The sequence below is a fragment of the Micromonospora purpureochromogenes genome, assembly GCF_900091515.1.
Taxonomy (GTDB): domain Bacteria; phylum Actinomycetota; class Actinomycetes; order Mycobacteriales; family Micromonosporaceae; genus Micromonospora; species Micromonospora purpureochromogenes.
In genome coordinates, this window is record NZ_LT607410.1 from 1,969,824 (window position 1) to 1,992,660 (window position 22,837).

General features: G+C 73.8%; 23 protein-coding genes and 1 pseudogene. 16 read left to right on the forward strand and 8 right to left on the reverse strand.

Annotated elements, in window-relative coordinates:
* The first annotated feature begins 15 nt into the window (after nucleotides 1-15).
* From GA0074696_RS09240 to GA0074696_RS09270, 7 genes are read left to right on the forward strand one after another with little or no spacing between them, the layout of a single operon-like run.
* Nucleotides 16-813: a 2-keto-4-pentenoate hydratase gene (locus tag GA0074696_RS09240; RefSeq protein WP_088960704.1), complete on the forward strand. Its 798-nt coding sequence runs from the start codon at nucleotides 16-18 to the stop codon at nucleotides 811-813.
* Nucleotides 810-1,748, forward strand: a complete 939-nt coding sequence (locus GA0074696_RS09245) for an acetaldehyde dehydrogenase (acetylating) (RefSeq protein WP_088960705.1) — start codon at nucleotides 810-812, stop codon at nucleotides 1,746-1,748. The genes GA0074696_RS09240 and GA0074696_RS09245 overlap by 4 nt, the downstream gene beginning before the upstream one ends.
* A complete protein-coding gene (gene dmpG, locus GA0074696_RS09250; protein ID WP_088960706.1) occupies nucleotides 1,745-2,818 on the forward strand; it encodes a 4-hydroxy-2-oxovalerate aldolase in 1,074 nt (357 codons plus the stop codon). The genes GA0074696_RS09245 and dmpG overlap by 4 nt, the downstream gene beginning before the upstream one ends.
* Nucleotides 2,815-3,588, forward strand: a complete 774-nt coding sequence (locus GA0074696_RS09255; protein ID WP_088960707.1) for a 2-keto-4-pentenoate hydratase — start codon at nucleotides 2,815-2,817, stop codon at nucleotides 3,586-3,588. The genes dmpG and GA0074696_RS09255 overlap by 4 nt, the downstream gene beginning before the upstream one ends.
* The gene (locus tag GA0074696_RS09260; RefSeq protein WP_088960708.1) at nucleotides 3,585-4,007 is read left to right on the forward strand and encodes a RidA family protein; all 423 of its coding nucleotides are present in this window, start codon (nucleotides 3,585-3,587) and stop codon (nucleotides 4,005-4,007) included. Before GA0074696_RS09255 ends, GA0074696_RS09260 begins: the two co-directional genes overlap by 4 nt.
* Nucleotides 4,004-4,528 carry a 3-hydroxyanthranilate 3,4-dioxygenase gene (locus GA0074696_RS09265; RefSeq protein ID WP_088960709.1) on the forward strand — a complete coding sequence of 175 codons (525 nt, stop codon included), beginning with the start codon at nucleotides 4,004-4,006 and terminating at the stop codon, nucleotides 4,526-4,528. Before GA0074696_RS09260 ends, GA0074696_RS09265 begins: the two co-directional genes overlap by 4 nt.
* Entirely contained in the window at nucleotides 4,528-5,529 is a 1,002-nt protein-coding gene (locus tag GA0074696_RS09270) for an amidohydrolase family protein (protein WP_088960710.1), read from the forward strand. The genes GA0074696_RS09265 and GA0074696_RS09270 overlap by 1 nt, the downstream gene beginning before the upstream one ends.
* A 35-nt stretch (nucleotides 5,530-5,564) precedes the next feature.
* On the opposite strand, the gene GA0074696_RS09275 is transcribed toward GA0074696_RS09270, so the two are convergent.
* The gene (locus tag GA0074696_RS09275; protein ID WP_157745857.1) at nucleotides 5,565-6,734 is read right to left on the reverse strand and encodes a low temperature requirement protein A; all 1,170 of its coding nucleotides are present in this window, start codon (nucleotides 6,732-6,734) and stop codon (nucleotides 5,565-5,567) included.
* A gap of 153 nt (nucleotides 6,735-6,887) precedes the next feature.
* On the opposite strand from GA0074696_RS09275, the gene GA0074696_RS09280 reads away from it, so the two are divergent.
* From GA0074696_RS09280 to GA0074696_RS09290, 3 genes are read left to right on the forward strand one after another with little or no spacing between them, the layout of a single operon-like run.
* Nucleotides 6,888-8,351, forward strand: a complete 1,464-nt coding sequence (locus GA0074696_RS09280; RefSeq protein ID WP_088960712.1) for an amidase — start codon at nucleotides 6,888-6,890, stop codon at nucleotides 8,349-8,351.
* Nucleotides 8,320-8,709, forward strand: coding sequence for an aa3-type cytochrome oxidase subunit CtaJ (gene ctaJ, locus GA0074696_RS09285; protein ID WP_444547260.1), 390 nt, complete (start codon nucleotides 8,320-8,322; stop codon nucleotides 8,707-8,709). Before GA0074696_RS09280 ends, ctaJ begins: the two co-directional genes overlap by 32 nt.
* Nucleotides 8,696-9,103, forward strand: a complete 408-nt coding sequence (locus GA0074696_RS09290) for a DUF5130 family protein (RefSeq protein ID WP_088960714.1) — start codon at nucleotides 8,696-8,698, stop codon at nucleotides 9,101-9,103. Before ctaJ ends, GA0074696_RS09290 begins: the two co-directional genes overlap by 14 nt.
* Before the next feature lie 120 nt (nucleotides 9,104-9,223).
* On the opposite strand, the gene pepN is transcribed toward GA0074696_RS09290, so the two are convergent.
* On the reverse strand, nucleotides 9,224-11,770 hold the full coding sequence (pepN, locus tag GA0074696_RS09295) for an aminopeptidase N (RefSeq protein WP_088960715.1): 2,547 nt from the start codon (nucleotides 11,768-11,770) through the stop codon (nucleotides 9,224-9,226).
* A gap of 249 nt (nucleotides 11,771-12,019) precedes the next feature.
* Between pepN and GA0074696_RS09300 the strand changes: the two genes are divergently transcribed.
* From GA0074696_RS09300 to GA0074696_RS09315, 4 genes are all read left to right on the forward strand, one after another.
* Nucleotides 12,020-12,619, forward strand: coding sequence for a mycothiol-dependent nitroreductase Rv2466c family protein (locus GA0074696_RS09300; protein WP_407940604.1), 600 nt, complete (start codon nucleotides 12,020-12,022; stop codon nucleotides 12,617-12,619).
* A 302-nt stretch (nucleotides 12,620-12,921) separates the two neighbouring features.
* The gene (locus GA0074696_RS09305) at nucleotides 12,922-13,242 is read left to right on the forward strand and encodes a hypothetical protein (RefSeq protein WP_088960717.1); all 321 of its coding nucleotides are present in this window, start codon (nucleotides 12,922-12,924) and stop codon (nucleotides 13,240-13,242) included.
* A gap of 71 nt (nucleotides 13,243-13,313) precedes the next feature.
* Complete coding sequence (locus GA0074696_RS09310; protein ID WP_088960718.1) at nucleotides 13,314-14,516, forward strand: DUF1015 family protein; 1,203 nt, start codon at nucleotides 13,314-13,316, stop codon at nucleotides 14,514-14,516.
* A gap of 71 nt (nucleotides 14,517-14,587) precedes the next feature.
* A complete protein-coding gene (locus tag GA0074696_RS09315; RefSeq protein ID WP_088960719.1) occupies nucleotides 14,588-15,055 on the forward strand; it encodes a ribose-5-phosphate isomerase in 468 nt (155 codons plus the stop codon).
* A 71-nt stretch (nucleotides 15,056-15,126) separates the two neighbouring features.
* Here the strand turns inward: GA0074696_RS09315 and GA0074696_RS09320 are convergent, their stop codons facing one another.
* Both GA0074696_RS09320 and GA0074696_RS09325 read right to left on the reverse strand, forming a co-directional pair.
* Nucleotides 15,127-15,471: a hypothetical protein gene (locus GA0074696_RS09320; protein ID WP_088960720.1), complete on the reverse strand. Its 345-nt coding sequence runs from the start codon at nucleotides 15,469-15,471 to the stop codon at nucleotides 15,127-15,129.
* 46 nt (nucleotides 15,472-15,517) lie between these two features.
* On the reverse strand, nucleotides 15,518-16,753 hold the full coding sequence (locus GA0074696_RS09325; protein ID WP_088960721.1) for a GNAT family N-acetyltransferase: 1,236 nt from the start codon (nucleotides 16,751-16,753) through the stop codon (nucleotides 15,518-15,520).
* 109 nt (nucleotides 16,754-16,862) lie between these two features.
* Between GA0074696_RS09325 and GA0074696_RS09330 the strand changes: the two genes are divergently transcribed.
* Nucleotides 16,863-17,402, forward strand: a complete 540-nt coding sequence (locus GA0074696_RS09330) for a hypothetical protein (RefSeq protein ID WP_088960722.1) — start codon at nucleotides 16,863-16,865, stop codon at nucleotides 17,400-17,402.
* Between the two features lie 137 nt (nucleotides 17,403-17,539).
* Here the strand turns inward: GA0074696_RS09330 and GA0074696_RS09335 are convergent, their stop codons facing one another.
* The 4 genes and pseudogenes from GA0074696_RS09335 to GA0074696_RS09345 form a co-directional block, all read right to left on the reverse strand.
* On the reverse strand, nucleotides 17,540-17,803 hold the full coding sequence (locus GA0074696_RS09335) for a hypothetical protein (protein ID WP_088960723.1): 264 nt from the start codon (nucleotides 17,801-17,803) through the stop codon (nucleotides 17,540-17,542).
* Between the two features lie 82 nt (nucleotides 17,804-17,885).
* Nucleotides 17,886-19,826, reverse strand: a complete 1,941-nt coding sequence (locus GA0074696_RS09340; RefSeq protein ID WP_407940605.1) for an outer membrane protein assembly factor BamB family protein — start codon at nucleotides 19,824-19,826, stop codon at nucleotides 17,886-17,888.
* Nucleotides 19,815-20,612, reverse strand: a pseudogene (locus GA0074696_RS32540) (Hsp70 family protein); the annotation flags it as partial. The gene GA0074696_RS09340 and the pseudogene GA0074696_RS32540, both read right to left, overlap by 12 nt.
* 698 nt (nucleotides 20,613-21,310) lie before the next feature.
* Nucleotides 21,311-21,733 carry a hypothetical protein gene (locus GA0074696_RS09345; RefSeq protein ID WP_088960724.1) on the reverse strand — a complete coding sequence of 141 codons (423 nt, stop codon included), beginning with the start codon at nucleotides 21,731-21,733 and terminating at the stop codon, nucleotides 21,311-21,313.
* A 284-nt stretch (nucleotides 21,734-22,017) separates the two neighbouring features.
* Here GA0074696_RS09345 and GA0074696_RS09350 point away from each other — a divergent pair, with 284 nt between their 5' ends.
* A complete protein-coding gene (locus GA0074696_RS09350; protein WP_088964460.1) occupies nucleotides 22,018-22,656 on the forward strand; it encodes an SAM-dependent methyltransferase in 639 nt (212 codons plus the stop codon).
* Nucleotides 22,657-22,837 lie beyond the last annotated feature (181 nt).

Genomic DNA, 22,837 nt, shown 5'->3' on the forward strand with positions numbered 1-22,837 from the left:
GGGCGAGGAGCCGGCGTGAGAGCTGACATCGAGGCGGCGAACCGGGAGCTGGCCGAGGCCCGCACCAGCGGGAAGCCCTGTCCACCGCTGCGCGGGCGGCTGCTGCCGGAGGGCGACGTCGAGTCGGCGTACCGGGTGCAGCAGTTGCAGGCGCGGGCGTGGCAGGGCCGGGGCGAGCGCCGGGTGGGCGCGAAGATCGGGCTGACCTCCCGGGCGGTGCAGGAGAGCTTCGGCGTCTTCCAGCCGGACTTCGGGGTGCTGACCGACGCGATGGCGGTCGGCGACGGCGTCGAGGTGCCGATCGAGCGCCTGCTCCAGCCCCGGGTGGAGGCGGAGATCGCCTTCGTGCTCGGCGCGGACCTGACCGACGAGCGGATCACCACCGTGGACCTGCTCCGGGCGGTCGACCACGTGCTCCCGGCCATCGAGATCGTCGACTCGCGGATCGCCGGCTGGGACATCTCCATCGTGGACACCGTCGCCGACAACGCCTCCAGCGGGCTGTTCGTGCTCGGCACCACGCCTCGCCGGCTCGCCGACGTGGACCTGCGGTTGTGCGGCATGGTGCTGGAGCACGCCGGAGAGCCGGTGTCGGTCGGCGCCGGGGCGGCCTGCCTCGGTAATCCGTTGCACGCGCTGGAGTGGCTGGTGCGGACGATGGCCCGGGCCGGGGACCCGCTGCGCGCGGGCGACGTGGTGCTCTCCGGGGCGCTCGGCCCGATGGTGCCGGTCACCCCGGGCGCCGCGTACGAGGCCCGGATCTCCGGGCTCGGTTCGGTGCGGACCTGTTTCCCGAAGGAGGCCCGGGCATGACCACGGGGGTGGCGGTGATCGGGTCCGGCAACATCGGCACCGATCTGATGATCAAGGTATTGCGGCTCAGCGACAGCCTCCGGATGGTGGCGATGGCCGGCATCGACCCGGAGTCCGACGGTCTGGCCCGGGCCCGGCGGCTCGGCGTGGCCACCACCGCCGGCGGCGTGGACGGGCTCGTCGCCATGCCCGAGTTCGCCGACGTGGAGCTGGTCTTCGACGCCACCTCGGCCGGCGCGCACCGGCACAACGACGCCGTGCTGCGGGCGCACGGCCGCACGGTGGTCGACCTGACCCCGGCGGCCATCGGCCCGTACGTGGTGCCGCCGGTCAACCTGGACGAGCACCTGCACGAGAGCAACGTCAACATGGTCACCTGCGGCGGGCAGGCCACCGTGCCGATCGTCGCCGCCGTCGGCCGGGTCACCCCGGTCGCGTACGCGGAGATCGTCGCCTCGATCGCCTCGAAGTCGGCCGGTCCGGGCACCCGGGCCAACATCGACGAGTTCACCGAGACCACCGCCCGGGCGATCGAGGTGGTCGGCGGCGCGGAGCGGGGCAAGGCGATCATCGTGCTCAACCCGGCCGACCCGCCGCTGCTGATGCGCGACACCGTCTACTGCCTCTGCCCGGACACCGACGCCGACCGGGCCGCCATCGCCGCCTCGGTGACCGACATGGTGGCCACGGTCCAGGAGTACGTCCCCGGCTACCGGCTCAAGCAGGACGTGCAGTTCGACCGGGTCGACACCTACGTGCCGTCCCTCGGGCGGCACCTGACCGGCTGGCAGGTCTCGGTCTTCCTGGAGGTCTCCGGGGCCGGGCACTACCTGCCGGCGTACGCCGGGAACCTGGACATCATGACCTCCGCCGCGCTGCGTACCGCGGAGCGACTTGTGGCCCGGCGCGCGAGCAGCGCGGAGGTGGCGGCGTGACCGACCTGTACATCCAGGACGTGACGCTCCGCGACGGCATGCACGCCATCGCCCACCGCTACACCGTCGACCAGGTGCGCACCATCGCCGCCGCGCTGGACGCCGCCGGGGTGGCCGCGATCGAGGTGGCGCACGGCGACGGGCTGGCCGGCTCCAGCGTCAACTACGGCCACGGCGCGGCCAGCGACGCCGACTGGATCTCCGCCGCCGCCGAGGTGCTGACCACCGCGAAGCTGACCACCCTGCTGCTGCCCGGGATCGGCACCATCGCCGATCTGAAGGCGGCGAAGGCGCTCGGGGTGACCAGCGTGCGGATCGCCACCCACTGCACCGAGGCGGACATCTCCGCCCAGCACATCTCCTGGGCCCGGGAGAACGGCATGGACGTCTCCGGGTTCCTGATGATGTCGCACATGAACGACCCGGCCGGGCTGGCCGCCCAGGCCAAGCTGATGGAGTCGTACGGGGCGCACTGCGTCTACGTCACCGACTCCGGTGGCCGGCTGCTGATGTCCGACGTGGCGCAGCGGGTCGACGCGTACCGGCAGGTGCTCCGGCCGGAGACGCAGATCGGCATCCACGCCCACCACAACCTGTCGCTCGGGGTGGCCAACAGCGTGCTCGCCGTCGAGCACGGCCGGATCGCCGGCGACGGGCCGGCCGCCCCGGACGCCCCGCACGGCCGTACCGTCCGGGTGGACGCGTCGCTGGCCGGGATGGGCGCCGGGGCCGGCAACGCCCCGCTGGAGGTCTTCGTGGCGGTTGCCGAGCTGCACGGCTGGAAGCACGGCTGCGACGTCTTCGCGCTGATGGACGCGGCCGACGACATCGTCCGGCCACTGCAGGACCGCCCGGTCCAGGTCGACCGGGAGACGCTCTCCCTCGGGTACGCCGGGGTCTACTCCAGCTTCCTGCGGCACGCCGAGCGCGCCTCGGCGAAGTACGGCGTCGACGTCCGCTCGATCCTGGTCGAGCTGGGCCGGCGGCGGATGGTCGGCGGCCAGGAGGACATGATCGTGGACGTGGCGCTGGACCTGGCCGGCCGCGAGGAGCAGGGGGAGGCCGCATGATCGGGGTGGACGTCGCGGGGATCGCCGAGCGGCTGGGCGTGGCGGCGGACTCGGCCACCGCGATTCCGCAGCTGGCCGCCGAGACCGGCCTGGACGTCGACGCCGCGTACGCGGTGCAGACCGCGCTGCTGCAGCGCCGGCTGGACCGGGGCGAGCGGCTGGTCGGGCTCAAGATGGGGCTGACCAGCAAGGCGAAGATGGCCCAGATGGCGGTGGACGAGGTGATCTGGGGCCGGCTCACCGACGTGATGCGGGTCCCCGACGGCGGCGCGGTCGACGTGGCCGACTTCATCCACCCACGGGTCGAGCCGGAGGTCGCGTTCCTGCTGGACCGGCTCCCCGACCCGGGCGAGCCGGTCGGCGCCTTCGCCGACGCGGTCCGCGCGGTCGCCCCGGCGATCGAGCTGATCGACTCCCGCTACGCGAACTTCAGCTTCTCCCTGCCGGACGTGGTCGCCGACAACACCTCGGCGGCGGCGTTCGTGGTCGGGCCGTGGTCGCCGGCGCCCGACGGGCTGGACAACCTGGGCGTGCTGCTGGAGATCGACGGGCGGGTGGCGCAGGTCGGCTCGACGGCGGCGATCCTCGGCGACCCGCGCCGGGCGCTGGACGAGGGCATCCGGCTGGCCGGCCGGCACGGGGTGCGGATGCACTCCGGGTGGGTCTTCCTCGCCGGTGCCGCCACCGCTGCGGTGCCACTGCGTCCCGGTGCCCATGTGCGTGCCGTGGTGGAGAAGCTCGGCACCGCCTCGCTCCGGGCCTCGTCGTGACCGCCCGGGTGGTCGCCGGCAAGGCCGTGCCGCGGGGGGCGTTTCCGCACGTCAAGGTGGCCGGCGGGTTCGTCTTCGTCTCGGGTACGTCGTCGCGGCGGCCGGACAACACCTTCGCGGGCGTGTCGGTGGACGAGTTCGGCACCACGGACCTCGACATCCGGGTGCAGACCCGGGCGGTCATCGAGAACATCCGGGATCTGCTGCGGTCGGTCGGTGCGGAGCTGTCCGACCTGGTCCAGGTGACCTCGTACCTGGTCAACATGAACGACTTCGGTGGTTACAACGAGGTGTGGGCGGAGTTCTTCGACGCGTCCGGGCCGACCCGGACGACGGTTGCCGTGCACCAGTTGCCGCACCCGCACCTGCTGATCGAGATCCAGGCCGTCGCCCTGCTTCCCCAAGGAGGTCAGTCGTGAGTGAGATCGCCGAGCCGTTCAGCTTCCCGGGCTGGATCGCGGAGAATCAGCACCTGCTGAAGCCGCCGGTGGGCAACAAGGAGATGTTCCCGGGCGGGGACGACTTCATCGTGATGGTGGTGGGCGGGCCCAACCAGCGCACCGACTTCCACGTCGACCCGTACGAGGAGTTCTTCTACCAGGTCAAGGGCAACATGCACATCAACCTGATGACGCCCGAGGGGCCGCGTACGGTGCACGTGCGCGAGGGTCAGATGTGGATGCTGCCGCGCAACACCCCGCACTCGCCGCAGCGTCCCGAGGCCGGCTCGATCGGCGTGGTGGTGGAGCGGGTCCGGGAGGAGGGCACGCTGGAGAAGTTCCAGTGGTACTGCCCGGAGTGCGGGCACAAGGTGCACGAGGTGGAGTTGCAGGTGCGCGACATCGCCGCCGACCTGCCCCCGGTCTTCCAGGCGTTCTACGCCGACGAGGCCGCGCGCACCTGCGACAGGTGCGGCATCCTGCACCCGGGCAAGGGCTGATGCCTCCACCGGTCGTCGACGTGCACACGCACGTCGTACCCAAAGGGTGGCCGGACCTCGCCGGGGCGTGCGGCGGGTCCGGCTGGCCCTGGTTGCGGGTGGACTCCGAGCGCGCCGCCATGATCATGGTGGGCGAGACGGAGTTCCGTCCGGTCGGCGCGGAGTGCTGGGACGCGCCGACCCGGCTGGCCGACATGGCCGCCGACGGCGTCGACGTGCAGGTGGTCTCCCCGACGCCGGTCTTCTTCTCCTACGACCGCCCCGCCGACCAGGCGGTGAGGGTCGCCCGGATCTTCAACGACCTCACCCTGGAGGTCACCGCCGCCGGTGGGGACCGGCTGGTGCCGTTCTGCCAGGTGCCGCTGCAGGACCCGGACGCGGCCTGCGCCGAGCTGGACCGCTGCCTGGCGGCCGGGCACGTCGGCGTGGAGATCGGCAACCACGTCGGCGACCGCGACCTCGACGACGCCGGCATCGTGCAGTTCCTGACCCACTGCGCGGAGGTGGGCGCGCCGGTCTTCGTGCACCCGTGGGACATGCCGGGCGGGCCCCGGCTGGACCGGTGGATGGCCCGCTGGCTCACCGGCATGCCCGCCGAGACGCACCTGTCGGTGCTGGCGCTCATCCTCGGCGGGGTCTTCGACCGGGTGCCGGAGACGCTGCGGATCTGCTTCGCGCACGGCGGCGGCAGCTTCCCGTTCTGGCTGGGCCGCGCCGACAACGCCTGGCACCGCCGCGGCGATCTGGTACGCGGCGCCTCGACCGCGCCGCCCAGCTCGTACACCGACCGGTTCAGCGTCGACTCGGTGGTCTTCGCCCCGGCCGCGCTGCGGCTGCTGGTGGACACCATGGGCGCCGACCGGGTGCTGGTGGGCAGCGACTATCCGTACCCGCTGGGGGAGCGGCCGGTCGGGCGGGTGGTCCACGAGGCGGACTTCCTCACCGGCGAGCAGCGCGACAAGCTGCTCGGCGGCAACGCGCTGCGCTTCCTGCACGGCTGACCGGAAGTCCGCCGCCGCGCCGCCGGCAGCGCTGCTCAGCGTGCCGGCGACGGCCTTCGCGGGTGTCTCCGCCAGGAGATCGTGTCGGACACCACGACGATGGTCAGGATCACGTTGACGGTCGTGGTGGTGAGCATCGGGGGTAGGACGACCGTCGCGGGAGCGGCGGCCAGCAGGAGCAGCAGTCCGATGACCCGGGACCGGGCCACCCGGTTGAACGTCAGCTTGTCGAGCAGCATCCGGCCGACGAGGAAGATGCCCGGGCCCCCGGCGATCGCCGCGACCCAGGCGATCCGGTTCGCTCCGGTGGGATGGGAGACGATGACGTCCTCGCTGGCGGCGCTGACCACCAGGCCGGCGACGAGGACGACGTGCAGGTACGCCAGGTCCCGGTCGTACCGGCCCCGGTCACGGCTGGCGACGATGCCGGCGGGCAGCAGCAGGCCGGCCCGGTAGAAGTAGATCCGCCAGAGCAGGACGGTGGTCCAGAACGACACCATCAGCGCGAGGATGCGCTCGAACTCGAAGTCGTACTGGGCCAGCTTCAGTGCGGGAGCGAGGATCTTGTCGCCGAGGGCGATGATGATGAACTGCTGGAACCGCTCGGCCAGGTGGTCCGCCGAGGACGACAGCCCGGTGCCGCGCAGGTCGTACTCCGGCAGGCGGAGTTCGGCGGTCGAGTAGTCGATGATCACGGCGGCGGACCAGAGCAGGCCCCGCAGACTCTCGTCGGCCACGCCGCCCGCCAGCCAGAGCCCCACCGACACCGTCCACCAGGCCACCTTCCTCCCGCCGCCGACCGTGATCCCGTGCTTCCGCAGGGCCCGGAACACGACGACGCTCCGACCGACCTGACTCACGACGTAGAGCCCGGCGAAGAGCAGCCCCTGGTCCCCGAACGCGCTGGGCACCGCGACGGACATCAGCAGACTGGCCAGCATGACCGCCACGATCAGGAACTGGACGCTGGGGCGGTCGGGGTCCAGTCGACCGGACATCCAGGTGGTCAGCACCCACACCCACCAGAACGCGGCCAGCAGCAGCATGGTGCGCCACAACCCGACCCACGTCAGGTCCTCGAACAGGTTGTTCGACAGCCGGGTGACCGCGAAGACGAAGACCACGTCGAAGAAGAGTTCGACGTACGTGGAGCGGCGCGGGCGGTCAGGATTGCGCAGGAGCTCCGTCGCGCGGCCGGCGGTCACCGGCCCGATACCATTCTTCGCGATACGGACAGCACGGCCATACTCTCCCAGCCCGGCCTGCTGCTACCTGCCCAATTCTCCACATCAGGTCGGGGCTCGGTGGGCCGGCGCGTGAGGAGTGCGTCGGGCCGGTTGCCGGGGCAGGATGGCGGCATGGCCGAGCCGCACGACCTGACCGCGCTGGAGCAGGCCGCCGCCGTCGCCCGCGGCGAGCTCTCCAGCGTCGATCTGGTCGAGCACCACCTGCACCGGGTGGACGCGCTCGGCGACACCGTCGGCGCCTTCGTCACCGTCACGCCCGAGCGCGCCCTCGCCGCCGCCCGGGCCGCCGACGCGGTGCCGGTCGCGGGGCGCGGGCCGCTGCACGGCGTACCGACCGCGATCAAGGACCTGACCCTCACCGCCGGGGTGCGCACCACCTTCGGCTCCGCGGCGTTCGCCGACTTCGTCCCGCCGGTCGACGCCGACGTGGTCCGGCTGATGGCCGCCGCCGGGCTGGTCAGCCTCGGCAAGACCACCACCTCCGAGCTGGGCTGCTCGCTCTACTCCGAGGGGCTCGTCGCGCCGCCGGCCCGCAACCCGTGGGACCTGGCGTACACCGCCGGTGGCTCCAGCGGCGGCGCGGCGGCCGCGGTGGCCACCGGCCTGGTGCCGGTCGCCCAGGGCTCCGACGGCGGCGGGTCGGTGCGCATCCCGGCCGCCCTCTGCGGCCTGGTCGGCTACAAGCCGAGCCGCGGCCTGGTCTCCGGCGGCCCGCTCGGCTCCGGCGCGTTCGGCCTGCCCACCAACGGCCCGCTCGGGCGTACGGTCGCCGACGTCGCCGCGCTGCTCGACGCGATGGCGGTGCCGGTGCCCGGCGAGCCGTACCTGCCGCCGCCGCGACCCGACGGCGGCTACCTCGGCGTCGCCCGCCGGGCCGCACCGGGCCGCCTGCGGATCGGCCGCTTCGACGCCCCGATGCTCGCCGAAGAGCCGGTCCACCCCGACTGCGTCGCCGCGGTGGACCGGGCCGCCGCGCTGCTCACCGCGGCCGGCCACGAGGTGGTCGAGGTCGACCGGCCGCTCGGCCCCGCGGTGTGGCCGCTCTTCGAGACCCTCTGGTACGTGCTGGCGCTGGCCCCGGTGCCGGTGGAGCGGGAGTCCGAACTGCTGCCGCTGACCCGGTTCCTCCGCGCCCGGGGCGCGGCCGTCGGTGCCGGCGCGCTGATGGCCACCCTCGGCGAGATCCAGGCCCAGGTACGCCTCGGCGCCCGCCGCACCGCCGACTGCGACCTGCTGCTCTGCCCCACCCTGGCCGCACCCCAGGCGCCGGTCGGCTGGTTCACCGCCGACGCCGACCCGGCCGCCGATTTCGACCGGCAGCGCCGGTTCTCGCCGTACTGCGCGGTGTTCAACGTGACGGGGGATCCGTCCGTCTCGCTACCGCTCGGGCGCACCGCGTCCGACCTGCCCGTCGGGGTGCTGCTGACCGGTCGCTACGGCGACGACGCCCGACTGATCGCCACCGCAGCGCAACTGGAACACTGCAGTGACGGATGGGATCGGCACCCCGCAATCTGGCGGGGCGTCGACTCCGCTAACGTGAATGGCAGCGGAGTCGGGCGGTCGGCGCCATGATCGTCCACCCGACCCGGATGCTCTGGTCGCTATCTTCCGCCTGGGGGCGTTGGGATTGTCTGTCACTGAGACGTTGCTGATCTTCGTCGGCATCCCGGCGGCGGTGATGCTGGTGATCGTCGGTCTGGTGTTCGCCAGCAACCGCCGTGGTGGCGGCGGATCCAAGCGCTACCGGCCGGGCCGCCGCTTCGACTTCACGCCGGTCTGGTTCCTGGGTCGCCCGGAGCAGTTGGCCGACTCGGCCGGCACCGCCCTGTCCGCGGGCGCGCAGGCGCCGGCGCTGACCAGCCACAAGCTCGAGCAGGCCGGCATCGAGGCGCCGGCCGGTGGAACCGGAGGCGCAAGTGACCGTTGGTGAGAAGCAGACCGGGACGGGTAACCCGCCCGACGTGCTGGACGGGCCGTTCTCGACCCGCCAGCTGCTGCGCATCGACGAGGCGCTCCGCCTGGCCGACCAGGGCACCGGCCTGGTCTTCTCGGTCTACGTGGGTGGCCTCGACGAGCCGGTCCGCGAGCACGCCGAGCGGCTGCACCGCCAGCTCGCCGAGCCCGACCGGTCCGTCCTGATCGCGGTGTCGCCCAACCAGCGTCAGCTGGAGGTGGTCACCGGCCGGCACGCGCGCAAGCGCATCCCCGACACGTACGCCCGGCTCGCCGCGCTGTCGATGGTGGCGGCGTTCGGCGGCGGCGACCTGGCCGGTGGCATCATCAACGGCCTCGACCAGCTCGCCAGCCACGCCGGCAGGGCCTGAGCCCTCCGCACGTACGACGAAGCCCGGCCCGCGTCACGCGGGCCGGGCTTCGTGTTTCCGAGGACGGCGCGGGGCCGGCACGGGCTCCCGCCCACGCCGGCCCGGGACCGGTACTCCTGGTCAGGCGCTCTGGGCGTCCTTGGCGCGGGCCCTCAGCGAGCGGACCACCCCGTCGCGGCCCTCGGCGACCAGCCGGCGCAGCGGCGCCGGGTGCCCGTCCTGCGCCAGCCACGCGTCGGTGGCCGCCACCGTCTCCTCCTCGACCAGGTACGCCGGGTAGGCGAGCTGGACGAACTCCTGCGCCGGCTCGCTGTCCCGCTGCGCCCAGACCTGCGCCACGCTGGCGAAGTACTTCTCCCGGTACGGCGCGGTGAGCTCCACCTGCGCCGGGTGGGTGAAGCCCTGCAGCAGCGCCCGGTTGCGCCAGTTCGGCAGCGACTGCGGGCCGGTCAGCTCCGCCCAGACCGCCGCCTTGTTCTCGGCGGTCGGCACCAGCGCGTGCGCGTACGCGGCCTCCCGCTCGCCACTGGCCGTCCGGTCGGCGGCCAGCTCGGCCTCGACCTCGGCGGCGCCGGCCGCCCCGTTGGCCACCAGCGACTGCAGGATCGTCCAGCGCAGCTCGGTGTCGATGGTCAGCCCGGCCGGCACGCCGTTGCCGTCCAGCCAGCCGCGCAGGGTCGCCAGGTCCTCGGCGGACCGGGCCGCCGAGGCGTACGCGCGGGCCCAGGCGAGCTGGAAGCCGCTGCCCGGCTCGGCGGCGGACAGCGCCGTCTTCGCGGTACGGGACAGCTCCGCCCAGCCGGTCGGCGCCCAGGCCGGGTCGGCGTAGACGGTGAGCGTGGTGCTCGCCTGCCGCAGTGTCGCGGTGACCAGGTTGATGTCGGTCTCGGCGGGCAGCCCGGCCAGCGCCAGCGCCACGTAGTCGCGGGCGGCGAGCTCCGCGTCCCGGGTCATGTCCCAGGCGGCCGTCCAGCACAGGGCCCGGGCCAGCGAGGACTCCAGTCCGGCGATGTGCTGCACCACGGTGGCCATCGACCGCTCGTCCAGCCGCAGCTTGGTGTACGTCAGGTCGTCGTCGTTGAGCAGCAGCACGTCGGCGGCCCGCGTGCCGTGCAGCGCGGCCACCTCGGTCTGCTCGCCGGTCACGTCGACCTCGATCCGCTCCCGGCGGACCAGCCGGCCGTCGGTGCGGTCGTAGAGGCCCACGCCGATCCGGTGGGTACGCAGCGTCGGGTGCCCCGCCGGCGCCTCCTGGCGGACCAGCACCCGCTGGTACGTCCCGTCGTCGCCGATGGTCACCTCGGGGCGCAGCGTGTTGACCTGGGCGGTCTCCAGCCACTGCGCGGCGAACTTGCGCAGCTCCCGACCGGAGGCGGTCTCCAGCTCGGAGAGCAGGTCGTCGAAGGTGGCGTTGCCCCAGGCGTGCTTGCCGAAGTACGCCCGCAGGCCGGCCACGAACGGCTCCTCGCCGACGTACGCGACGAGCTGCTTGAGCACGCTGGCGCCCTTGGCGTAGGTGATGCCGTCGAAGTTGACCTCGACCGCCTCCAGGTCCGGCATCTCGCAGTACACCGGGTGGGTGGAGGAGAGCTGGTCCTGCCGGTAGCCCCAGTTCTTCCGGATCGACAGGAAGGTCGTCCAGGCCTCGGAGAACCGGGTGGCGTGGGTGTTGCACCAGTGGCTGGCCCACTCGGCGAACGACTCGTTGAGCCACAGGTCGTTCCACCAGCGCATGGTGACCAGGTCACCGAACCACATGTGCGCCAGCTCGTGCAGGATCGTGTTGGCCCGCTGCTCGTACTCGAAGTCGGTGACCTGGGAGCGGAACAGGTAGTGCGACTCGGCGTGCGTGACGCAGCCGAAGTTCTCCATCGCGCCGGCGTTGAAGTCCGGCACCCAGAGCTGGTCGTACTTGGGCAGCGGGTAGCGCACCCCGAACTGCTCGTGGAAGAAGTCGAAGCCCTGCTTGGTGATCAGGAACAGGTCGTCGGAGTCGAGGTGCGGCGCCATCGAGGCCCGGCAGAAGACCCCCAGGTCGATGCCGTCGTGGCTGTCCCGCACCTCGTGGTACGGCCCGGCGCAGAGCGCGGTGATGTAGGTGCTCATCCGGGCCGACTCCACGAAGTGGACGGTCTTGAGCGCCTCGCCGGCCGGCTCCTCGCGCTCCACCGGCATGTTGGACACCACGCGCCAGTGGTCGGGGACGGTGGCGTGCCAGGTGTAGACGCTCTTCAGGTCGGGCTGGTCGAAGCAGGCGAAGACCCGCTGCGCGTCGGCCGTCTCGAACTGGCTGTAGAGGTAGGTCTCGCCGTCGACCGGGTCCACCGTGCGGTGCAGGCCCTGCCCACTGTTGGAGTACGCGAAGTCGGCGTCCACGACGAGCGTGTTCTCCGCGGCCAGCCCGGACAGCGCCAGGCCCTTCTCGGCCGACCAGCCGGAGAGGTCGACCGGCGCGCCGTTGAGCGTCGCCGACCGCACCGACTCGGCGGCGGTCTCGATGAAGGTGCCGGCACCCGGCTCGGTGCAGCGGAACCGGACCTCGGTCACCGACCGGAACGTACGGCCCTCGGCCTGCACGGCGGTCGACAGGTCCAGGCTGATGTCGTACCCGGTCACCTCCAGCAGGCGGGCCCGCTCGGTGGCCTCCACCTGCGTCAGGTTGCGCACTCCCGGCACTGTTCGTCTCCATCCCACTCTCGCCGCCTCGCGGCTGCGCCAGCCCAGTCGGCCGCTCGTGACGGCCGGCCCGAGCCGAGTCTTCCATGCACCGACGCCCCGCGGTGGTCGAGGTCACGCTCTCATTCCGCTACCAGTCGCTGCCCTGCGGGGTGAGGATCGAGGCAGCGGCGCCGGGGCTGCCCGGCGCATCACCCGTCGCGAAGGGACCTCACTGTGACCGATCGTGTCACCGTCGACATGTGGTTCGACCCCCTGTGCCCCTGGGCGTGGATCACCTCCCGCTGGCTGCTGGAGGTCGAGAAGGTCCGGGACGTGGACATCCGCTTCCACGTGATGAGCCTCTCGGTGCTCAACGAGGGTCGGGACCTGCCCGAGGAGTACCAGGAGCTGATGAGGAAGGGCTGGGGCCCGGTACGCGTCTGCGTGGCCGTCGAGCAGCAGCACGGACAGGAGGCGGTGGCGAAGCTCTACACCGCCATGGGCACCCGGATCCACCTGGGTAAGGAGCAGCTCGGCCCGGAGCTGTTCAAGGCCGCGCTCACCGACGTCGGCCTGGACCCGGCGCTGGCCGGCGTCGCCGGCACCACCGAGTACGACGAGGCGCTGCGGGCCAGCCACGAGGCCGGGATGCGCCCCGTCGGCACCGACGTCGGCACCCCGGTCATCCACGCGCCCGGCCCGGACGGCCGCCAGGTGGCCTTCTTCGGCCCGGTGATCACGCCGGCCCCGAAGGGCGAGGCCGCCGGACGGCTCTGGGACGGCGTCCTGCTGGTCGCCGGCACCCCGGGCTTCTACGAGCTCAAGCGCTCCCGCGAGCTGGGCCCGATCTTCGACTGAACCGCGGCCGTCGCCCCGGAGCCGCTCGTCCGGGCCGGGGCGACCCGGCCGGGGGGCGAGGACGGTGTGGCGCTCCTGTCGAGCTGATGTCGTGAACGATTCACCGCGTCGCTGGTTGGTGATTCGTTCACGACATCAGCTCCACAGCGTCCGCGCACCGGGTCCGCCCCTCGAGCGGACCCGCTGACCGCACCGGGCCGACGCCGACGCCGCGTCACCCTCGCGGGCACGGTGTCGTTTTTCCCGGTGTCCAGCGCAGCGGCCGGCAGCGGCCGCACCCGGCCGACCCGGAGGCTTTCCCGATGGCCAAGCACCGCCGTTCGTCCGCTGACGACCTGTCGACGGGGCAGGAGGTGGCCGACCCCACCACGTACTGGTCGGTCGACGACTGTCACTGGCCGACGGTCAGCCCCGAGCTCCCCGTCGAGATGGTCGACCTGCTCGCCCCGCCGATCGTGGTCGGCGTCGCCCGCGTCCCGGTCACCTCCCGGGCCACCCCGCCCGCCGCCCGACCGGACGGCCCGGGCGGCTTGGGCGGCTCCGCGCCCGCCCGCGGTGGCGCGCTCGTCCCCAACCAGACCGGACGGCACCGCCGCGTCAAGGAGCCGGCCGAGCGGGGATGACCGGTTCATCTGGTGGACCCGGCGCGGGGTCCGCGTCGCCCGGGCGGCCGACGCCGGTAGCGTCAACGGGCATGACGGTCGTGCATCCGATCGCCCGGGCCTGGATCACCACTGGCGGCACCGGCGCGCAGAACTACGACGAGTTCGCCGACGACGCGGAGATCACCGCGATCATCGAGGCGAACCCGCACAGTGCCCTCGGCATCGAGATGCCCCACCGGGCGCCGGAGAGCCTCGGCAAGTCCTTCCTCGACGCGCTCGGCGACGCGGTGGCCCGCCTCGCCGAGGCCAAGGCCGACGGCAGCTACACCCCGGCCGAGCAGGTCGTGGTGCTCTACCGGATCAGCGCGCCGGGCGAGGATTCGGCGTACGGGCTCTTTGCCATGGTGGACACCGACCAGATCTCCACCAGCGCCGACGAGCCCGGCCTGGTGATCCGCAACGAGGACGTCTTCATCGCCAAGGTGCGGGAGCGGGTGGCCCTCGCCGAGGCGCTGGGGCACCTGCTCTCACCCGTACTCCTGCTCCAGACCGGGCGCGGCGACGAGCTGCACGCGGCGCTCGCGGCGGCGACCGAGTCCGCCGGCGCGCCCGCCGCGACCGACACCGACCAGGCCGGCCGGACGCACGCCATCTGGCTGCTCGGCCCCGGCCCGCAGCAGGACGAGCTGACCGCGCTGGCCGGCGGCGGCGAGCTGGTGGTCGCCGACGGCAACCACCGCAGCCTGGCCGCGCAGACCGGCGGCCTGCCCCGCTTCCTGTCGGTGGTCACCACCCCGGCGTCGGTCGCCATCCAGCCCTACAACCGGCTGGTCAGCGAGCTGACCACGACCGGAGACGAACTGCTCGACCGGCTGCGCGCCGCCGGCGCGACGATCACCCCGATCGACGGCCCGGTCGAGGTCCCGCCGGCCGGCGGCACCGTCCACCTCCGGCTGCCCGGCCAGGGGTACGCGGTCACGCTGCCGCAGGACGAGGGCGCCGCCCGGCTGGAGAACCTGGACCACGCGCTGGTCGAGCGGCTGCTGCTGCGCGACGCGCTCGGCCTCGACCCCGGCGACAAGCGGATCACCTACGTCGGCGGCGACTACCCGGCGAGCTGGCTCACCGGCGAGGTCGACGCCGGCCGGGCCGAGCTGGCGATCCTCATCGCCCCGGTGACCGTGGACGACTTCGTCGCGGTGAACCTGGCCCGGGAGAAGATGCCCCGCAAGAGCACCTGGTTCACCCCGAAGGCGCGCGGCGGCCTGGTCGTCGCCGAGCTGCCCCGGTGACGCTGTGACGAATCCGCCCCGGTTCGCCGCCCGCGCGACGTGCCGGGGCGGGGCCTGACAGACTGCGCGGTATGCGCGTCTACCTGGGATCCGACCACGCCGGTTTCGAGTTGAAGGTGCACCTGGCCAACCACCTGGCCAAGCAGGGCTACGAGCTGGTCGACGTCGGGCCGCACGCCTTCGACCCGGATGACGACTACCCGGCCTTCTGCCTGCACACCGGCGACCGGGTGGTCAACGACCCGGGCAGCCTCGGGGTGGTCATCGGCGGCTCCGGCAACGGCGAGCAGATCGCCGCCAACAAGATCGCCGGCGTCCGGGCGGCGCTGGCCTGGAACATCGAGACCGCCCAGCTCGGCCGGGAGCACAACGACGCCAACGTGGTGGCCGTCGGCGCCCGCCAGCACACCCTGGACGAGGCGACCGCCATCGTGGAGGCGTTCCTCACCACGCCCTTCTCGGGCAACCCGCGGCACTCCCGCCGGATCGCCCAGATGGCCGAGTACGAGCGCACCCGCCAGCTCCCCCAGCTGCCCTGACCGTCGGTTGACCCCGGCCCCACCGGGCCGGTCCCCGTTCGAGGCCGGCCCGTGCGGGCCGGCCTCGGCCGTCACCGGCCGGAGCGGGGCAGGTCCTCGCGGGGCACCCAGTTGCGGCGGACGATCACCAGCCGGGCCTCCGCCTCGGCCAGGTCCTCGTCGGTCGGCCGGGCGGCGTCCCGGGCCCGCAGCGCCGCGCCGACCCCCACCTGCGAGGAACCGGAACCGACCAGCCCCCGCAGGCCCCGCTCGCTCTCCTCGGCCCCGCCGCCGCGCCGCGCCCGTGGGGCGGGCGTGCCGTCGTGCACCTCGGCCGTGGCCGCCGTCGGGCCGTCGCCGTTGCCGTCCCCGGCCACCCCGGCCACCCCGTCCGGCTGGTGCCGCAGCCGGCGTCGCCGTCGCTCCGCATCCGCCATCAGCCGACCGTACCGCCCGCACCGGCCCCGGTGGCCCCGCCGGCGCTCAGAAGACCTCCATCGCCCCCGGGGCGCGGTGCCAGCCGAAGGCGGGGCCGGTGGCGGTGAGCGCGCCGGGACGCAGCTCGCGGAGCCGACCCGTGGCGGCCAGCGCGGCCGGTGCCACGCCGCCGAGGTACAGCTCGCCGAGCCCGCGTACGTCGCAGGCCAGCTCCCCCGGGTCGTCGGTGCGGACGCACACCGCGCCGGTGGGGCCGCCGGTGAGTCGCCACCGCCCGGTGTTCTCCGGCAGCAGCTCGTCGGTGACCTCGACCACCACGTCGACGGGGGTCGGGTACCGGCGGGCGGCCAGCGCGGCCGGGACGTCCACCACCCGTACCCACAGCGCGTCGACCAGCTGGGCGCCGAGCCGGCGGGGCTCGTCCACCAGGCGCAGCAGCGGCTCGTCCACGGCGACCCGGCCGCAGGAGAGCTGCCGGGTCAGGTCGATCGAGAAGAGCGTCCGCCACAGCGCCAGGTACGCCTCGGGGTCGGTGGCGACCACCTCGTCCACCCGTACCTGGCCGCGCGGCCCGCGCTGGTCCCATTCCTCCCGGGTCCGCCAGAGCGCGTACCCGTCCACGCCGTCCGGCCCCTCGTGCAGCAACGCCCGGCGCGGGGTCGCCCCGCCCCGCCAGGCGGTCGGGTCGGCCAGCACGTACCGCCACCAGCGCTCGTCCCGGTCCGACCAGCCGGGGCGGTCCGGGCGCACCCGGTCGTACACCCGGGCCAGCTCGGGTTGCGACGCGACCGGGTCGGCCAGGCGGAGGCTGCCCGCCGCGGACGCCGGCTCCGGCAGCCGCAGCTCGGCGGTGGCCGGGCAGTCGACGGCGAGGCGCTGCGCGGCCAGGCCGTAGCCGAACCGGGGATAGATCCGCCCCTCGCTGGCCCACAGCACCGCGACCGGCTCCCGGCCGGTGTCGTAGATCTCCCGTAGCTGGCGGCCCATCAGCGCGCTGAGCAGGCCCCGGCGGCGGTGGGTGACGGCCACCGCCACCATGGTGACGTGCGCCGCCGCCACCGTCGCGCCGGGGACGGTGAGCGTGCGGGTGAAGGCGGAGGCGTGCGCCACCGGTCGGCCACCGTCGCGGACCAGCAGCGACCGGTCCGGCTCGAAGATGCCCCGCTCGACCTCGCGGGCCTCGGTGTCGAACGCGCTGTGGAACGCGTCACCCATCAGGTCGGCGATCTCGTCGAAGTCGGTCGCGACGGGAACCTGCACGTCGGGGACGGGGTGGGTCATCGGCCCTGTCTAGCCCATCGTCGGCGGGGCGGCGACCTATTTGCCGGCTGGCTACCCTCGAAGGCGGCGGGTCGGCCGGAGGCCGGCACCGGTCAGGGGAGGACACGAGATGGCAGACCAGACACAACCGTGGGCGGAGCGGACAGTCGAGGTGCCGCCGCAGCCCGGTGTCGGGGTGCCGCCGCAGCGGGACGCGTTCCGCCCCGGCGTCGCCTCCGTCGGGCGGCCGCGCACCCCACGCACCGAGCAGTTCCCCACCGTGGGAGCCGACGAGCACAACTGGTCCGAGCCGGCCGCGCCGCGCCGGCCGATGAGCTGGCACCTGGCGCAGCTGCGCCAGGGCCGCGAGTGGAGCATGGCGGGGGCGCTCTTCGCCTTCGTCTGCTGGGGGATCTGGGCCATCTCCGGCCGGGGCGACCTGGGCGCGCCGCTGCTCACCTTCGTGCTGAGCCTGCTGGTGGCGGTCGGCCTGTTCGCGCTGTCCCGCCTGATCGGTCGGGTGATCTGGGAGCGCCAGCTGGGCCGGATCCGGCGCGGCGCGCGCGGCGCGCACCTGGTGACCGCGATCTTCCTGGTCGGCGTCGGGGTCGCCTACCTCCAGCAGACCGAGTGGGTCGTGTCGGTCTGGAACTTCGTCACCGGCAACTGACGTACGTCGCGGGCGGATCGGCCGGGGCCGACCCGCCCGCGCGTCCGGTCGCGGGAGGCCGCGACAACGGGTCGTTCTCCACCAGGCCGGCGGTGCTTACCCCGCCGGCCGCGGTTCATCCGCGCCCCGGCCGCGCGTCACGCCGTGCCGCCGTGCCCCTCCGCGTCCGCCTTCGGGGAGGCCACCCGGGCCGCCGGGTCCTCGACGCCGGGCTGCCCGCCATCCGGCGCGACCATGCCGTCGTAGTTGTAGACCGTGCCGTCCTCGCCGTGCTGCTTCGTGGTGCGCACGTAGCGGTGGATCATGCCGTCCAGCTCGATCTCCAGCAGGGCGCTCTCCGCCTGCTGGGTGCTGCCGTCACGGGGGCCACCGACCAGGTACGCGTTCGTGTTCGTCTCCATGCCGACTGCCCTACCCAGGGCGAACCGGGGGAAAACGACCCCTCCGCCGGCCGTCCGCCGCAGTGGGCCCCGGCCGTGCGGCTCACTCGTCCCCGGCGAAGCGGTACAGCACGAAGTCCTTCTCCCGACCGCAGGCGATCACCGAGGCGTTCCACGAGCAGGACTCGCTGCGGACGTCCTTGAGCTCACCCATCTCGAACGGCGACTCTCCGCCCACCGCCATGCCGGCGAGGCTGCGGTCGTCCTCGGCGGTGCTCGGCGGCTCCGCGAAGAGCAGCACGTTGCCCGCGTCCAATCGGACCGCCACACCGTCCCGGTCGGCCAGCACCGTCCGGCCGTCGGTGTCGAAGAGGGTGACGGCGTACTGCGGGGAGTCCCGCCGGGCCAGCAGGTGCTCGCCGACCGGCACCAACCCGTCGGCCTCCGGGGCCGGCCAGTGCCGGCTGCCCTTGCCCTCGGTCGCCGCCACCACCTCGGTGCGCGCGGTCTCGGCGTCCGGCACCTCCAGCAGGCAGGCCCGGTGCTCGCCGCAGGCGACCAGCGACTGCGGCCGTCGCCCGTCGTCCGGGGCGGTGTAGAGCACGTCCGGCTCGCCGAGGCTGGCCAGGTCGTACCCGAGCAGCCGGTAACCGCGCTCGTCCTCGGTGACGTACAGCCGGTCGGCGTGCGCCACCACCAGGTCGTCGACGTCGGCCACGTTGGGCCGGCTGCGCAGCACCTCACCGCTGTCCATGTCGATCAGCCGGACCGACCGGTCGGCGTCCACCTGCACCAGCCGGCCGCCGGTACCGAGCCAGGGCGCGGTCGGCGCACCGGTGACCGACCCGGCACCGCCCCACGCCTCCGGGGTGCCCACCCGCACCACCCGGGTCCGGCTGTTGCCGTACTCGTCGCGCGGACTGTCCCGGCGCCACTCCTCGTGGCCGTCGCGCATCCGCAGGCCGACCAGGCGGTCGCCGGTCCGGTCGACCCAGACCACCGTGTCCCGGGTGTAGTGCAGGTCGTCGTCGCCGTGCACGGAGAGCCGCCAGCGTTGGTCGCCGGAGCCGGCGTCGAGCACCAGCAGGCCGCGCGGCGTGCTGTCGCCGGAGGCGTCCGCGAGGACCGCCAACCCGCCGGGCAGCGCGCGGATCCCGGCCCACCGCTGCGCGCTCACCGGGGTGGGCTTCCGCCACAGCTCGTCCCCGCTGTCGGCGTCGACCGCCACCACCTCCAACCGGTCGTCGGCCAACTGGTGGGCGAGATAGGCACGGTCGCCCAGGACCGAGGTGAACAAGGCTGTCGCGCGCTCCGCGCCGGCCTTCGGCGTGGCCACCACGTCGAGGGTCCGGAACTCCAGCGCCGGGTAGCGGTCGCGGGTCAGCCAGAGCACGGTCGCGGCCAGCACCCCGACCACCGCGAGGCCCGCGCCGAGCGCGATCCAGAGCCCCCGCCGGGAGCGTCCCGGCCCGGTCGGACCGCCGCCGGGCGCCGGCGACACCGGCGGAGCCGAGTGAGGTACGCCCGACCAGCCCGCCACCGTCCCGGCTGCCGGCGACACCGCCTGCCCGGGCAGGTACGGGTCGGGCCGGGTCGGCGCCGGCCGGGGCAGCGTCGCCGCCGTCGCCGTCTTCGCCGCCGGGTCGGCCACCCCCGCCGCGTCGCCGGCCGACCCGTGCGTCGCCGGCGTGTGCCCCAGTGACTGGTGTGGCGTCCCGTGCGCCGCCGCGTCGGCGGGTGATCCGGGCGGCGTCGGCGGGTGCCCCGGCGTCTGCTGCGGTGTCGCCGGTTGGCCCGGCGTACCGTGCGCCGCCTGGTCGGCCGGTGACCCGGGCGCCGCCGGCGCGTGCCACGGCGTCTGATGCGGCGCCGCCGCCCGACCCGGCGTCCCGCGCGGCGCGGCGTGCCCGGGTGCTCCGGCGGCGACCGGCGCCGGCCGGGACTGCGGGCGGGGCATCGGCAGGTCGGTCAGCGCCCCCTCGGCGACCGGCAGCTCGGGCTGTTCCAGCGCCGTCGGCGCGATGCCCAGCTCGGCGTGCAGCATCCGGGCCACCAGCGGTATCCGGGACGAGCCGCCGACCAGGAAGAGCCCGGCCAGGCGCTCCGGGGTGAGCCCCGCGGCGGCGATCACCTCGCGGGTCTCCGCCACCGCCCGGGTCAGCAGGGGAGCGGCGAGCCGTTCCAGGTCGGCCCGGTCCAGCCGCGCCGCCGTCTCCACCCCCGGTACGGCGACCGGTGCGACCGTGGTCCGCGACAGCATCTCCTTCGCCCCGCGCACGTTGTCCCAGAGCTGCTGCCGGTCCCGCCACTGGGTGGCCGTCTCAGGCGTGGTCAGCCGGGCCCACCGCGCCGGGTCGGCGTCGGCCACCAGCTCCCCGAGCCGGCCCACCAGGGCGGCGTCCAGGTCCAGACCGCCCAGGTCGGCCACCCCACCCGTGGAGATCACCGTGAACCCGGAGTCCCCCCACGGGTCGGCGCCCTCGTTGCGGACCACGGCGACGTCCAGCGTGCCGCCGCCGAAGTCGAAGACCGCGACCGCGCCGCCGACCGGCACCGGCCGGCGCAGCACGTCGGTGTAGTACCGGGCGGCGGCCACCGGCTCCCGCAGCAGGCGGGTCCCGGGCGGGATCGGCCCGGACATGGTGTGCTCGGCGGCCGTGGGCCAGCCGGCGAGTGCCAGCGCCTCGTGCAGTACCTGCCGTCGGGGCGCCTCCCAGGCCGCCGGGTAGGTGACCACCGCCGGGGGCAGGAAACCGGCCGCCGCGACCGCGGACTCCGCCACCGCCCGCAGGGTCGCCGCCAGCAGCTCCGCCGGGGGGTACGCCCGCCCAGCGACACGGTCGGCTCGTCCACCCGCCGCTTCGGGTTCGGCTCGTACCCGGCCGGGTCGGCCTGCGCCAGCCGCTGCGCGTCCCGGCCGACGTGCAGCAGCCCGTCGGCGTCGGCGTACACGCCGGAGGGGAGGATCGGCTGGCCGTCGACGAGCAGCGGCCGGGTCCGCCCGTCCGGCCAGCGCAGCACGGCCACGGTGTTGGACGTGCCGAGGTCGACGCCGAGGGCGAACCCGTCCTGCTGGCCTGCCATCGGTCGATACCTCCACGCCCACGAGTTGCCCGGCCCCGCATCGTACGCAGCCGATGCAGCAGACCCGATCGACCGCCCGGCTCCGTCCGCCGGCCGAAACGAAAGTGCGCGACGGACCACCCTGGCCGGACGAACGGGCGACCGTCCGGCTCGACATCAGCATGTCCTGGCGGACGGCCCGCCCGGCGTCGCCGATCAGCGGGAACGCCGCGCCGTCACCGGCGCGGACGGCCGGCGGTACATGTCAGCTCCGGCCTGGACGACGGCGGCGGGCGGGTGCGGATCGCGGCGGCGGTGGACGACGGTGGCTGAGCCGCCCTCGCGCCGATGGTCCGGGACGAGATCAGCCGGCCCGACGGCAGCGAAACGGCGGACGGCCGCGGCTCGCCTGATCGTCCGGGCTGGACGTGTCGAAGCCGGTGGCTCGACGGTCGGCTCAGGGGGTTAGTCGAGGAGCCAGGTGTACAGAGTGGTCATGGGTGGGCTCACCCACGCGGCGACGACGAGGGTGGCGAGGACCGTACTCGCCAGCAGGCTGCGCCACCGGGCGGATTCGGCACGCAGCCGGGGACTGGCGAGCCGGGCGACGGCGACGAGCACGGTGCCCGCCGCGGCCAGGGGCACCATGCCGATCACGACGACCAGCACCAGCCATATCCCGCCCCACAGTCCGGGCCAGAGGTCGGCGTTGCCGGTGGCGTCGTCACCCTGGTGGGGCAGGTAGAGGTGCCCGGAGAAGGCGGCGGCCCGGCCCAGCGCGACGCAGACGGCGACGACGTACGCGCCGACCAGCAGGAACTGCGTACGGGCCAGGGCGCGGCCGGGTGGGCGCGGCGCGGCGGTCGCCGCCAGATCGACGCTCGTCATGGACGGGATGCTAGCCAGTGACGGTCGACTCCGATGCCCCGCCGAAGCACCGGCCGAGCTTCTTGCCGTGCTCCGCCACTGGCGGGAGCGATGCTGCCCGGGCCGCCAGACGCCGGCGGGTTTGTCCTCACCGCCCGTCGACCGGGCCGGGGAAAAACAGACGCAGCACGATGGAGCGCCGAACGGCGGCTGAGGCTTTCGGGGATTGCTGGGGGCGCGGCCCCCAGTCCCGCTGGTCCACGACGGGGCGTCGGTGCCGACCTTGCTCTGACATGGTGAGCCGGATGACCAACCAGACTCACTGGCAGGCGTGGCATGAACCCTACGCTGATGAGAACTCCCCGCTGTCGCGTCGACTGCGGCTGGTGCAGCAGCACATCGCCTCGTGGCTCGACCAGCGTCCCGACGAGCGGTTGACCGTGGTGAGCGCATGCGCGGGGCAGGGCCATGACCTCATCGGTGTCCTCGCCGCACAGCCGGATGCCCGTCGGGTCCACGGGACCCTGCTTGAGTACGACGCGGGCAACGTGGCCGCCGCCCAAGCCGCAGCGGGCCAGGCTGGGCTCTCGAACCTCGTGGTCAGGCAGGCAGACGCTGGGCAGCTCTCGTCGTACGTCGGGGCGGTTCCGGCCGATCTGGTGCTCATGGCTGGGGTCTTCGGCAACATCTCCGACGCCGACGTGCAGCAAACGGTTGCCGCCCTGCCCCAGTTGTGTGCGGAGGGCGCCACCGTGATCTGGACCAGGGCGCGGCGAGCACCGGACCTGACGCCGGCCGTACGGGCGTGGCTTCGCGATGCCGGCTTCGTGGAGGAGGCATTCCACGCTCCGGACGATGCGCGATTCTCCGTGGGCGTTCATCGGCTTGAAGGCGCACCGCGTCCCCTGGACGCCACGGGAGCGGTCTTCAAGTTCCTCCACTGATGGAGTGGTGATCGCCGCCGATCGCAACGGGTCTCTCGTCAGGCAGTCGTAGACCCGCCAGCCTCCGTGACCGACGGATCGGAACAGTGAGCCGTGATGATTGGGTGACGGCGGCGACCCTCTGGCGAGGTACTTCGTCACGGCGTCGGCACCTCCAACTGCCGACGCCGTGACGGAATAC